Source organism: Actinoplanes sp. NPDC051633 (genome assembly GCF_040681735.1).
In the GTDB taxonomy this organism is placed as follows: Bacteria; Actinomycetota; Actinomycetes; order Mycobacteriales; family Micromonosporaceae; genus Actinoplanes.
Map to the genome: position 1 here is coordinate 1 of NZ_JBFAZH010000079.1, position 13,122 is coordinate 13,122.

The window sequence follows — 13,122 nt, forward strand, 5'->3', positions numbered from 1 at the left end:
CCCGCGGGCCGGTCGATCGGGAGAACGGCCGGGAACGCCGGCGGACGCGGTCAGGTCGCCACGGCGACCGGGGTGCGGATCCCGGTCTCGAGGATGCGGCCGGCGTCGGGCGCCGGCAGCGGGCGCGACAGCAGGTAGCCCTGGGCGAAGTCGCAGCCCATCTCGCGCAGCGCCGCGAGCTGGGCGCCGTCCTCGATGCCCTCGGCGACGGTCTGCATGCCCAGGCTCTGTCCGAGCCGGACGATCGTGTGGACCAGCGCCTCGTCCTCGTCGTCGCCGCCGAGTCGTTCGACGAAGGAGCGGTCGATCTTGAGCACGTCCATCGGGAAGCGGCGCAGGTACGCCAGCGACGAGAACCCGGTGCCGAAGTCGTCCATCGCCAGGGTGACGCCGAGCGCCTTCACGCGGACGAGCTGGGTCAGGTTCTCGTCGGTGTCGGTGAGCAGCACGCTCTCGGTCATCTCGAGGCAGAGCTGATCGGCCGGCATCCCGGTCTCGGCCAGCACCTGCGACACGAGCGAAGCCAGGTCGCAGTGGTCGAACTGGCGCACCGACACGTTCACGGCCATCTTCAGGCGGCGGCCGCGCCCGGCGCCCCACTCGACGGCCTGCCGGCACGCCTCGGCCAGCACCCAGCGCCCGAGCGGCACGATCAGCCCGGTGGCCTCGGCGATCGGAATGAAATCCAGCGGCGACACCACGCCGCGGACCGGGTGGTACCAGCGGACCAGCGCCTCGAAGCCGACGATCTCGCCGGTGCGCATGTCCACCGTGGGCTGGTAGTGCAGGGCCAGCTCGCCGCGGTCCAGCGCAACCCTCAGGTCGGCCTCCAGCTCGAGGCGGTCCATCAGCTGGTCGTGCATGGCCGGGTCGTAGACCGCGTACGCGCCGCCGCCGGCCGCCTTCGCCTGGTACATCGCGAGGTCGGCGTTGCGCTGCAACTGCTGGACGTCGCTCGCGCCGGCCGCGGCGGCGATGCCCACACTGGCGCCGATGTGCAGCTCGCGCCCGCCGACGGCGAACGGGACGTCGAGCGCGGCGATGATCCGGCCGGCCATCGACGCGGCGTCGGCCATGGCCTCGGGCGACTCGACCAGCACGGCGAACTCGTCGCCGCCGAACCGGGCCACCGTGTCGCCCTCGCGGACCGACGCGCGCAGCCGGTCGGCGACCTGCACCAGCAGCTGATCGCCGGCCGCGTGCCCCAGGCTGTCGTTGACCTCCTTGAAGCCGTCCAGGTCGAGGAACAGGATCGCCACGTCCTCGACCGCGTCGTCCAGCTTCTCGCGGAACAGCGCGCGGCTGGCCAGCCCGGTGAGACCGTCGTGGTACGCCTCGTGCACCAGCTGGTCCTGCAGCTCCTTGGCGTCGTGGACGTCGCGGGTGTTCAGCACCAGCCCGCCGACCGTCGGGTCGTGCATCAGGTTGGTCACGGTCATCTCGGCCTGCCGCATGCGTCCGTCGGCGTGCGGCAGCAGCAGCTCAACCACGGTGGTGCCGAGCGGACGGCCCTCGACGGCCCGGACCGCGGCGGCGAGCTGGGCGGCCGCCCGCCGGCCCACCAGGTCGGTCAGGCGCCGCCCGACGAGCAGCTCGGCCGGGTAGCCGAAGATCCGCTCCACCGAGTCGCTCTGGTAGCGGACGGTGGTGTCCGGGTCGATCACGGCCACCGAGTCGGAGCTGTGCTGCACGAGGGCCCGGAACCGGTTCTCGCGGGCGCTCAGCTCGGCGGTGCGGGCCGTCACGCGGGACTCGAGGCGGCGGGTGAGGTGCTGGTTCTCCAGCAGGGTGAACATCTGCCGCCCGACGATCAGCAGGATCAGCGCCGAGCGGGTCCAGGTGACGAACGGGTCGGGCCCGTGCACCGCGTAGTAGACGACGCTGACCCCCACCGCGAAGATCACCGCGGCGTACGGGACGAGCATGGCGAACGGCTGCTGCTCCGCTCCGGTGTCGCCGTGCTCGGCGGTGGGCGGGGCGTCCGGGCGGCGGCTGGCGAGCAGGATCAGCGCGAAGCCGGTGAACCAGCCGATGTCGAGGATGCCGCCGGAGACGTAGCCGCCGTGCAGCGTGGTGTAGACGTAGGCGCTGTCCGAGGCGCCGATCACCGCCACCGCGGCGCCGATCAGCGTGAACGGTCCCCAGTCCTGGCCGCCGCGCCGCAGCATCGCCAGCATGTACAGCACCACCGTCACCAGGACGATGTCGGAGACCGGGTACGCGAGCAGGACGTACCGGCCCAGCCCGGTCTCGCCGCCGGCGTCGAGCACGTCGCGCAGCACGAAGATCCAGCTGATCAGCAGCAGCGAGGCGGCGACCATCAGGCCGTCGACGATGCTGCGTACCCGGTGCGCGACCGTCTGCCGGGCCACCGGCACTAGCAGCAGCCCGGCCGCGGTGAGCGGGACCATCGCCAGATAGCCCGCGTCGGCCGGGGACGGGAACGGGACCTCGTGGCGCTGGACCGTCTCGATCCAGGTCCAGGCCGCCTCCGACAGCGCGTACGTGAGCGAGCCCAGGCCGATGCCGATCCACGCCCAGCTCAGCCGGCTGTCCTGCCGGTGCCGGGAAACCACCCGCCACAGGCACGACAGCCCGGCGGCGGACACCAGCACGACGGTGACGACGTTGGAGAAGTCGGCGGTGAAGCGATCGCCGCCCACGCCGCTGACGATGACCGCCGCGAAGGCGCCGGCCAGGGCGAGGGTCAGCAGGGTGTCACGCCGGACCGTCATCCCACCTCCCCAGCCGACCGAGCTCGTCACCCCCGAGATCGGGCGTGGCCTGGATCACCTGAGGAAAGCCAAGCGATCAGGAAAGAGCACGAGCCGCCCGGCAGGCCCGCCGGGCGGCTCGTGAGCAATCACTTCAGCTTGAGCGCAACGTTGAAGATCGGGTCCGCGGCCAGCTTCCGGAACGCGGCGAGACCGGTCTTGGTGCTGTCGATGCTGATGTCGCGGTCACCCTCGTCGTCGTGCTTGGTGTCGAAGTGCACGATCGCCTTGATCTGCGGGCGCTTGCCCAGCTCGGGGCGGACGCTGTTGTACTGCGCGGCCTTGTCGGTCGTCTTGCCGATGCGGTGGTAGGCGCCCCACTCGGCGATCATCAGCGGCTTCGAGGCGTGCTTGGTGGTCGCCCAGTCGTAGAAGGTGGGGCCGGTGTTGCCCTTGCGGTCCAGCAGGTCGGCGAAGAAGCCGTAGTGGTAGTAGCCCTTCTCGGCGCTCACGTAGGAGTCGAGGCCCATCCAGTCGACGACGTCGTCACCGGGGTAGATGTCCTTCCACCACGACTGCGACATCCACTTCTCGTTGCCCATGTAGGCCATCACGTTGATCGCGTTGGTCAGGCCCTTGGCGCGCAGCCGCAGGATCGTGTGGCGGTACATGGCCGCGAAGTCCTTGGCCTCCCAGCCGGAGCCGGCCTTGGCGATGACGTCGTTCTCCGGCTCGTGGTTGAGCACGAGGAAGAACTTCTCCGGGTACGTGGACTTCACCCGCGCCGCGAAGGCGTCGATGCGCTTGTCCTGCTCGCCCTTGGCAACCTTGGCCCAGCTCGAGCCGTACGCGATCTTCCAGTTGAGCAGCAGCACCCGCGGCTTGGCGGCGTCGCGCGTCATCGCGATCTCGGCCTTGGTCGGGAACGGCTCGTCACCCTTGTGGTACGTGTGGAAGATGGTGGCCGTGCGGCCGCTGGTCTTCTCCCAGTCGATGAGGGCCTCGTCGCGCGGCGCGCTGGTGAAGCCACCGGCGGCGCCACCCCAGAGCACGCCGCAGGACGGCACGAGCTTGGCGTCGGTCTCGCACTTGCCCGGCTCGGCCGGCTTGGTCGGCTCGACCGTGGGCTCCGGGGTCGGCTCGACCGTCGGCTCCTGCGTGGGCTCCTCGACCGGCGTCTGCGTCGGCTCTTCCACCGGCGTCTGGGTCGGCTCCTCGACCGGCGCCTGCGTCGGCTCCTCGACCGGCTCCTCGACCGGCGCCTCGACCGGCGCCTCGACGGCCGCGGTGGTCACGGTCAGCGCGGGCATGCCGCTCTTGGCCTCGGCCGAGCGGAAACGGGTGACGGCGGCCGGCGACTGCACGGCCAGCGAGTAGGTGCCCGGGCCGGTGATCTCGGCGCCCAGGTCGAACGACACGTCGGCGGCGCCCTTCTTCGGCGTGGCGCTCGCGATCCCGAGGCCCAGCGCCGGTGCGGTCGCCGAGGTCAGCTTCTTCTCGGTCCAGGAGTTGTCCAGCACCCGGTGCACGGTGACCTTGCCGGTCACGCCGCCGACCGCGGTCAGCTTCAGGCGGGCGCCGGTGACCGACGCGCCGACCGGCACGACGAACTTCAGGAACGAAACCTTGACATCCTTGCCCAGCTTGCCGATCACCAGCTTGTCCTCGGCACCGAACGAGGCGTCCTTGCGGCCGCTCGAGGTGTAGGTGTCGTCGCTGGCGTTGATCGTGAGGCTCGGAGCGGCGACGGCCCCCACCGGCGCGACTCCCAGGGTTCCGGCACCGGCCAGGACGGCGGTGACGGCAGACAAGGACTTCCGAAGCATGCTGTAGTTCCCCCCGCTTGTCCGGCCGTGTGTTCGGCCGGGCATGCAGAGAAGATTCCGGGCTGGGAATTGCACGTCCGGGCCCCGTCTCGGTGCCAGCAGGTTGCTCTGCTGCTCCCGGCGCCTGGTCCGATGGACGGCGCGGAGAATCCGGAAACCGGTGCGCACCGCAGACCGGGGCCCATTCGACGTGGGGTGCGTGACATATTGCAGGGATGAATCCCCTGGTAGCTGACGTTCTGCGGGCCGCGCCGGTGATCGACGGGCACAACGACCTGCCGCTGCAGCTGCGTGCGCTGCGCGGCTACTCGGTGGCCGGGCTGGACGCGGCGCAGCCGGATTTCCACACCGATCTGCCGCGGCTGCGGGCCGGTGGGGTGGGCGCTCAGTTCTGGTCGGTGTACGTGCCGTCCGACCTCCCCGAGCCCGAGGCCGTCGTGGCGACCATGGAGCAGGTGGACGCCGTGTACCGGATGGTGGCCGCGTACCCGGCCGACCTGGCGATCGCGTACACCGCCGCGGACGTCGAGCGGGCCTGGGCGGGCGGCCGGATCGCCTCGCTGATCGGCATCGAGGGCGGGCACAGCCTGGCGACGTCGCTGGGCGTGCTGCGGTCATTCGCGCGCCTCGGCGTCCGCTACGTCACGCTGACCCACAACAACAACACCTCGTGGGCCGACTCGGCCGCGGAGCAGCCGGCGGTGGGCGGGCTCAACGACGCCGGCCGGGCCATCGTGCGGGAGATGCAGCGGATCGGCGTACTCGTGGACCTGTCGCACGTCGCCCCGGTGACGATGCACGCGGCGCTGGACACGGCCGTCGCCCCGGTGATCTTCAGCCACTCGTCGGCCCGGGCGGTCACCGACCACCGCCGCAACGTGCCCGACGACGTGCTGGCCCGGCTGCGGGACAACGGCGGCGTGGTGCAGGTGACCTTCGTGCCGTATTTCGTCTCCGCGCAGGTGCAGGCGTGGGCGGCCGCGGCCGGTGAGGAGGCGGTCCGGCTCGGAGTACCTGACGAGCCGGACGACTGGCCCGCCGCGCCCGCACCCGGCGCGGCGCCGGTCTCCCGCCCCGCGCCGGAGGTGCAGGGCGTGACCGCGCGGCCGGAGATGGCGGCGTGGGCGGCGGCGAACCCCCGGCCGGTGGCGACGATCGCGCAGGTGGCCGACCACATCGAGCACGCGCGCGAGGTGGCCGGCGTCGACCACATCGGGCTGGGCGGCGACTACGACGGCACGGACGCGCTGCCGGCCGGGCTGGAGGACGTGTCCGGCTACCCGCGGCTGCTGTCGGCACTGGCCGACCGCGGGTGGACGGCCGCCGACCTGGAGAAGCTCACCGGACGCAACATGCTCAGGGTGCTGCGCGTGACGGAGGAGGCGGCCGCGGAACCTCTCTGGCCGCTTTCCCCTGCCCGCTGATCCGCCCTGCGCTGAGCCACGCTGAGCCCGGTCAGGCGCCGCTGCGACTGCCGATCGCCTGGAGGATGATGTCGCCGATGTCGGCGGGGTCGGAGGCGATGAAGACGCCGCCGTTGCCGGACGCCTTGGCGATCGTGTTCAGCTCGTCACGGTCGACGTCCGGACCGATGCCGATGATGATCATGCGGACCGGCTTCGCGGGGTTGCGCGCCTTGGTCAGCCCGGCGACGAGCTGGTCGATCGTGAGACCGCCGTCGGGATTGTCGTTCTCCCCGTCGGTGTAGAGCACGACGGAGTTCGACAGCCCGGACTGCCAGCCCTGCTGCACCCGCTTGTACGCGGCCAGGGCGGTGTCGTAGAGGCCGGTGTCGCCGCCGTCCTTGGGCGTGATCTTGTCGAGGCACGCCACCAGCTCGGGGTGATGGGTGGCGTTCGAGACGAGCGGGCAGTTCTCGATCCACGGCCGCTTGCCCGACATGTTGGTGGAGAACGTCCAGTTGCCGATGAACCAGCGGTCGTCGAGCAGCGCCAGGCCGTCGGAGGCCGCTTTGCGCATCACCTGCGCCCGGGTCAGCCCGCCGGCCGTCGGCACCTTCTCCTTCATCGAGCCGGAGACGTCGAACACCGCGAGCATCCGGCCCGGCCGGGTGATCACCGACCAGCTGCCGAGCAGGTTGCCGATCGCGGTGGCGGTGGCCTTGAGGTCCTTCGGGGGAGGCGGCGGCGTGACGGTCGCGGGGGCGCCCTGCGGGAGCGAGAAGGCCGGCCCGGCAGTGCCGGCCGCCGTGCGCAGCCCAGCCTTGCTGAGCTCGGCGGCGAACCCGGGCTTGCTCAGCTCCTGGCGCAGCACGGTCGCGGCGGACGTCTTCACCGGGTCGGCGCCGGGCATCACCGCGAACGGGTAGTCCAGCATCGGCGGCGTCGGCTGGGGGTACAGCGCGGCCAGCGGGACCGGTGGCCGGCTCCGGTTATAGGTGATCACGTCCTCTTCGGACAGCGGCGCCAGGCCGATGCTGCTGCCCACCTCGGCCTCCGAGCGCGGGAACTTCTCCAGCATGTCGGCGCGGATGCTCGAGCTGTTCACCGCGAAGGCACGCATGACGCCCACCTTCACCGCGCCGGATTTGGCGCCGGTGCCGGCGGCGGCCGCGAGGGACAGCAACCCCGACAGGCCGGCCGCGTCACGGGCGGGATCCACGATGCCGGGCCGCAGCGTCCGGTCCGTGATCACCTGCTTGACCAGATCCGTCAAGGCGGGGGTACGCCCGGTCTCGGCGGCCGTCGGCTGGGGCACCGCCATGACGACCGGGCTGGTCGCGACCGAGCCGGTGTTCGCGGGGAGGAAGCCCGGGGCCTCGGCGGCGAGCCGGAGCAGCCAGGTGCTGGAGTCCGGCAGCCAGACGTCGGTGTCGGCCGAGTCGACCGACTGGGAGCCGACACCGGCCAGGCTGACCCCGTGCTGGGCGGCGATCGCCGCGGTCATGGAGGGCGCCTCGGCGGCGGTCACCACGACCGAGACGCAGGCCGACCCGACCTTCGCGGCGTCACCCTTGCTCCAGGCGTCGGCCACGGTGCGGACGGCGGGGGCGATCTCGGGCGCGGCGGTCACCCTCAGCTTGACGTCGGACGAGCAGTCCGCACCGGAGAGTTCCCGATAGCCGGCCCACGATCCACCGGCGACCACGATGACGGCCGCGGCGGCTGCGGTGACGACCAATCCGGTCCGTTGTAGTTGACGATGGCGTCCTGGCATCGGGACATCATGATCGGAACGATTCCAAAGCACCATGGACATTCGGATTAATATCGTCACCATCGCTGCAGATAGTGACCCATCGATCCCGAACGCAACGCAGAGTGCATCTGTGCCGGCCCTGCTTTGATCCGGTTCTAATAACCGTCGGTGGGTTCGGCGGGCCGATCGGTCGGGCTGAACCGGACTACTCAACCCGATCGCTCACCGGTGGTAGTGGACGGGATTGTGCACCCATGGTGACCGTTCAGGTCTGCCATCAGTCGTGCAATTGCGCACCCGTCTCACGCAGCGGTACACAAATCTCAAATTGTTAACTATGTAGCGGCGGTTCGCGGTCCCGGCGCCGGCGTCCCGTCGGCCGCGGGTGGCCCCGGCGGCCGAGCCGACTGGGCCGGCTGGGCCGGATCGGCCGGATCGGCCGACTGGGGCGGATCGGTCAGCCGCTCGCGCACGTACCCCCAGATCACCGCGAAGATCGCCGCCACCGGCACGGCGAGCAGGCTGCCGACGATGCCGGCCAGGTTGCCGCCGAGAACGACCACGAGCAGCACGACGGCGGCATGCAGGCCCAGACCGCGACTCTGCACGATGGGTTGGAAGATGTTTCCCTCCAGCTGCTGGACCAGGATGATGATGCCCAGCACGATGAGCGCGTCGGTGAGTCCGTTGGAGACCAGGGCGATCAGCACGGCGACGAAGCCGGCGAAGAGCGCCCCGACGATCGGCACGAATGCCGAGACGAAGGTCAGGACGGCCAGCGGCAACACCAGCGGGACGCCGACGATCCACAGGCCGAGACCGATGAAGACGGCGTCGAGCAGCCCGACGAAGGCCTGCGAGCGCACGAAGGCGCTGAGGGTGTCGAAGCTGCGCTCGGCCACCGCCGGGACGTGCACCGCGGCCCGGCCCGGCAGCTGCCGGGCCAGCCAGGGCAGGAACCGCGGCCCGTCCTTGAGGAAGAAGAACATCAGGAAGAGCGCGAGGATCGCCGTGACGACGCCGTTGATCACCGTGCCGACGCCGGTCACCGCGGCCGTGGCGATGCTGCCGACGCTGCCCTGCAGGCGGGCGACCGCCGAGTCGAGCCCCTTGCTGATCTGGTCGTCGCCGAGATTCAGCGGCGGCCCGGCCGCCCACTCCCGCAGTTTCAGGATGCCTTCGGCCACCCCGTTCGCGAGCTCGCCCGACTGCGAGGCGACCGGCACCGCGATGAGCACCACGATGCCGGTGGCCACCAGCAGGAACAGCAGGGTCACGGCCGACGCGGCCAGGGCCGGCGCCCACCCGCGCCGGCGCAGGAAGCGGGTCACCGGCCAGGTCAGCGTGGTGAGCAGCAGGGCCACGACGAGCGGCCAGATGGCCGACCAGACGCGGCCGAGCACCCACAGCACCACCCAGGCGAAGAGCAGCACCGCCGCTGCTTGCAGCGACAGCAACGCCGAGTTGCGCAGTGCGGACCGGGTCTTGGCCCCGTTCAGACCGGTGGCAGGCATGTCAGCACCATAGATGGTGATCGCCGCGGAACACCTCAGGCGAGGCCCGCGTCGTGAACCAGCAACGCGATCTGGACCCGGTTGTTGAGCTCGAGCTTGGTGAGCAGGCGCGACACGTGCGCCTTCACGGTCGCCACGCTCATGTGCAGGTCGGCCGAGATCTCCGCGTTGGACTTCCCCTGCCCCAGCGCGACGGCCACCTCCCGCTCCCGCTCGGCGAGCGCCTGGACCCGGCGGCGTGCCTCGTTGTGCGGCGCGGCCGCGCCGGCAGCGGACACGTGCGCGATGAGCTGCCGGGTCACGGTGGGCGACAGCGTCGCCTCGCCCGCGGCCACCCGCCGGACGGCCTGCAGGATCTCCACCGGCGGCGTGTCCTTGAGCAGGAACCCGCTGGCGCCGGCCCGCAACGCCCGCAGAACGTACTCGTCGGTGTCGAAGGTGGTCAGCACGATGACCTCGGGCGAATCGCGGCGGCGTCGCAGGTCCTCGGTGGCGGTCAGGCCGTCGACCCCGGGCATGCGGATGTCCATCAGCACCACGTCGGGCCGGCACGCGGCGACGGCATCGGGCACGTCGCGCCCGTCCGACGCCTCGCCGACGACGGCGACGTCGGAGGCTCCGGCCAGGATCATCGACAGCCCGGCCCGGACCAGCGCGTCGTCGTCCACGATGAGCACGCGCACCTGCTCCCCGACGGTCCCGGTCATGCCGGCCACGGCAGCCAGGCGGTCAGGGCGAAGTCGCCGGACTCGGTGCGGCCGTGGGTGAGGCGGCCGCCGGCCAGGGTGGTGCGCTCGGCGAGGCCGATCAGGCCGGTGCCGGTGCCGGGGATGGCCGCGGGCGGGCTGACCGGCCACGGGTTGCTCACCGCGACGGCCAGGCCGGCACCCGGGGCGCCGCCGATCGCGACGGTCACCGCGGCGCCGGGCGCGTGTTTGCGGGCGTTGGTCAGCGCCTCTTGCACGATGCGGTAGGCCGTCCGGCCGGTCAGCGCGGGCACGTCGCCGGCCGCGACCGTCAGCTCCAGCCGCACCCGCATGCCGGCCGCCCGCGACTCGTCGGCCAGCGCGGGCAGGTCGGCGATGGTGGGTTGCGGCCGCTCCGGGGCGGTCTCCTCCCCCGTGTCCGCGCGCAGCACGCCGATCACCTCGCGCAGGTCCTGCAGGGCCTGGTGGGCGCTGGCCCGGATCACGCCGGCGGCGCCCGCCACCTCGTCGGCGCTCGCGTCCGGCCGGATCTCCAGCGCGCCGGCGTGCAGGCTCAGCAGGGAGATGCGGTGGGCGAGGACGTCGTGCATCTCCCGGGCGATCCGGGTGCGCTCGAGCGACCGGGCCTGCGCGACCCGCAGCTGCTGCTCGCTCTCCGCCCGCTCGGCGCGGTCGCGCAACGAGACCACCAGCTGCCGGCGGGAGCGCACCACCATCCCCCACAGCACCACGATCACCATGAACACGACCGACCAGCCGAACGACTCGACGAAACCGGTGCCGTTCTCCTGGCGGACCACCGTGAAGAGCGCGGTCACCGCGATCGAGGCGACCATGATGGCCGCGACCACCGAGAACCGCCGGTGCACCGCGACGCTGAACAGCAGGATCAACGCGGTGAGCGCATTGGTCAGGGAGAAGACGCCGACCACCAGGACCGCCAGCGCGAGCCGCACCGGGTGGCGACGGCGCCAGAACAGGCCGATCGCGAACACCGTGCCGAGCGCGAAGTCGGTCCAGACCAGCCAGAGCGGCGTGTCCGCCCAGCCCGGCACCGCCTCGAGATCGCCGCCGCTGAGCAGGTCGACGGTGACCAGCAGGGTGAAGCCGAAGCCGATCAGGAAGCACAGGGAGTCGATCACCCAGTCGCGCGTCGACCGGCGCACCCGGCGGTGCTCGTCCGGGTCGGCGACCAGCACCGCGGGCAGCAGCCAGCGATACTCCGTCACCGCGGGCGATCCCATGCCTGCATCGTAGGAGCGGCGCGACCCTGCCGGATACCAACCAAAGTCGACATCATCGCTAGACCAAGGTTCGCGCCCGTCGACCCCTGACCGACGCGGCGCACCACCCCGCCCCGGCACGCTGAACGGCATGATCACGGTCGAACACCTGAGCAAGCGGTACGGGACACACCCGGCCGTCGACGACGTGTCGTTCACCTGCCGGCCGGGCACGGTGACCGGCTTCCTCGGCCCGAACGGGGCCGGCAAGTCCACCACGATGCGCATGATCACCGGCCTGACCCCGCCGACCGCCGGCCACGCCACGGTCGACGGCGTGCCCTATCAGCGGCTGGGCAACCCGGGCCGCCGGGTCGGCGTGCTCCTCGACGCCTCGGCGCAGCACTCGGGGCGCACCGGGCGGGAGGTGCTGACGCTCGCCGCGATGACGATGGGCATCGAGCGCCGCAAGGTGGAGGAGAGCCTGGACCGGGTCGGGCTCAACGCGACCGCCGCCAAGCGGCGGGTGAAGGCGTACTCCCTGGGCATGCGGCAGCGGCTGGGGCTCGCGTACGCGATGCTCGGCGACCCGCGCGTGCTGATCCTGGACGAGCCGGCCAACGGCCTGGACCCGGAGGGCATCTTCTGGATGCGCGGGCTGCTGCGTGACTTCGCCGACGCCGGCGGCACGGTGCTGCTCTCGTCGCATCTGCTGCGCGAGGTCGAGGCGGTGGCCGATCAGCTGGTGGTGATCGGCGGCGGCCGGATCGTCGCCCAGGGCGACAAGGCCGAGCTGCTGGCCTCGTCGGGCATCGTCGTCCGGGCGCTCGACCCCGAGGCGCTGGACCTGGTGCTGCACCGCGTGGGGCTGACCGGCACGAAAACGACCGACGGGGGCGTCGTCGTGCAGTCCGACGCGGAGACCATCGGCCGGGCGGCGGCGGACGCCGGCCTGGTCCTGCTGGAGCTGAGGCCGGCCGGCGGCGGTGGCCTCGAGCAAATGTTCCTGACCCTGACCGCCGGCGATTCCGTGAAGGAGGCCGTCCGATGACCGCCCTCGAGACGCCGGCCCGGCCGGCCGGCACCGACGACCGCGTGGCCGAGGCGGGCGCCAAGGTGCCCATGCTGCGGCTGATCGCGGTCGAGCTGCGCAAGCTGGCCGACACCCGGGCCGGGCTCTGGCTGCTGATCGTCATCGCCCTGGCGTCGGTCGCGACGGCCGCGATTTTGCTGCTGGCCGCCCCGGCCGAGGAGCAGACGTTCGCCGGGTTCTTCGGGTTCGCGCAGTTGCCGGCCGGCGTGCTGCTGCCGGTGCTGGGCATCCTCTCGATGACCGGCGAGTGGTCGCAGCGGACCGCGCTGACCACGTTCGCGCTGACCCCGCAACGGGGGCGGGTGTTCGGCTCGAAGCTCGCCGCCGCGGTGATCATCGCGGTGCTGGCGGCCGCGTCGACGTACGTCTTCGCGGCGGCGGCCAATCTGATCGCGATCGCCGCCGACGGCAACGGCTCCTGGGCTCTGCCGTGGCAGGTGCTCCTGCAGTGCCTGGCGTTGCAGGTGCTCTACGTGCTGATGGGTTCCGCGTTCGGGGCCCTGCTGATGAACACGCCGCTGGCGATCGTCGGGTTCTTCGCCCTGCCGATGGTCTGGACGATCCTCGGCGAGGCGATCCGGTCCCTGCGCACGGCGACCAGCTGGCTGGACATCAACACGACCACGGCGCCGCTCACCGAGGCGGCGATGACGGGCGGCCAGTGGGCGCGGCTCGGCGTCTCCTGCGCGGTGTGGATCCTCGTACCGCTGGTCGCGGGAGCCGTCCGCGTGCTCAAGCGAGAGGTCTCCTGATCCTCCGCACCGGCCGGGAGGGTGACCCCCCGGCCGGTCGGAGCGCCTTATGACGGATTTGTGGACTATGTGCGGGTAGCGTCGGCGGCATGCACGCCGCAGGAGTCTGGGCACTGTCGCTGATCGGAACGATG

At 71.7% G+C, this 13,122-nt stretch carries 9 protein-coding genes; 3 read left to right on the plus strand and 6 right to left on the minus strand.

The genetic code is table 11. The features are described 5' to 3' along the window. Window positions 1-50 precede the first annotated feature (50 nt). On the minus strand, window positions 51-2,735 hold the full coding sequence (locus AB0M20_RS07440; protein ID WP_364295273.1) for a bifunctional diguanylate cyclase/phosphodiesterase: 2,685 nt from the start codon (window positions 2,733-2,735) through the stop codon (window positions 51-53). A gap of 128 nt (window positions 2,736-2,863) precedes the next feature. Next, window positions 2,864-4,525: a DNRLRE domain-containing protein gene (locus AB0M20_RS07445; RefSeq protein ID WP_364295276.1), complete on the minus strand. Its 1,662-nt coding sequence runs from the start codon at window positions 4,523-4,525 to the stop codon at window positions 2,864-2,866. Window positions 4,526-4,755: 230 nt separating this feature from the next. Here AB0M20_RS07445 and AB0M20_RS07450 point away from each other — a divergent pair, with 230 nt between their 5' ends. After that, the gene (locus tag AB0M20_RS07450) at window positions 4,756-5,964 is read left to right on the plus strand and encodes a dipeptidase (RefSeq protein ID WP_364295279.1); all 1,209 of its coding nucleotides are present in this window, start codon (window positions 4,756-4,758) and stop codon (window positions 5,962-5,964) included. A gap of 31 nt (window positions 5,965-5,995) precedes the next feature. Here AB0M20_RS07450 and AB0M20_RS07455 read toward each other — a convergent pair whose 3' ends face one another. The 4 genes from AB0M20_RS07455 to AB0M20_RS07470 form a co-directional block, all read right to left on the minus strand. Next, window positions 5,996-7,681: a substrate-binding domain-containing protein gene (locus AB0M20_RS07455; protein ID WP_364295282.1), complete on the minus strand. Its 1,686-nt coding sequence runs from the start codon at window positions 7,679-7,681 to the stop codon at window positions 5,996-5,998. A gap of 353 nt (window positions 7,682-8,034) precedes the next feature. Beyond that, on the minus strand, window positions 8,035-9,213 hold the full coding sequence (locus tag AB0M20_RS07460; RefSeq protein ID WP_364295285.1) for an AI-2E family transporter: 1,179 nt from the start codon (window positions 9,211-9,213) through the stop codon (window positions 8,035-8,037). 35 nt (window positions 9,214-9,248) lie between these two features. Continuing rightward, window positions 9,249-9,920 (minus strand): response regulator transcription factor, encoded by a 672-nt coding sequence (locus AB0M20_RS07465; RefSeq protein WP_364295288.1) that lies wholly within the window; start codon window positions 9,918-9,920, stop codon window positions 9,249-9,251. Then, window positions 9,917-11,164 (minus strand): histidine kinase, encoded by a 1,248-nt coding sequence (locus AB0M20_RS07470; RefSeq protein ID WP_364295291.1) that lies wholly within the window; start codon window positions 11,162-11,164, stop codon window positions 9,917-9,919. The genes AB0M20_RS07465 and AB0M20_RS07470 overlap by 4 nt, the downstream gene beginning before the upstream one ends. A 130-nt stretch (window positions 11,165-11,294) precedes the next feature. On the opposite strand from AB0M20_RS07470, the gene AB0M20_RS07475 reads away from it, so the two are divergent. Together AB0M20_RS07475 and AB0M20_RS07480 are read left to right on the plus strand one after the other, a co-directional pair. Next, window positions 11,295-12,194, plus strand: coding sequence for an ATP-binding cassette domain-containing protein (locus tag AB0M20_RS07475; RefSeq protein ID WP_364295294.1), 900 nt, complete (start codon window positions 11,295-11,297; stop codon window positions 12,192-12,194). After that, window positions 12,191-12,988 (plus strand): ABC transporter permease, encoded by a 798-nt coding sequence (locus tag AB0M20_RS07480; RefSeq protein WP_364295297.1) that lies wholly within the window; start codon window positions 12,191-12,193, stop codon window positions 12,986-12,988. The genes AB0M20_RS07475 and AB0M20_RS07480 overlap by 4 nt, the downstream gene beginning before the upstream one ends. Window positions 12,989-13,122: the final 134 nt, after the last annotated feature.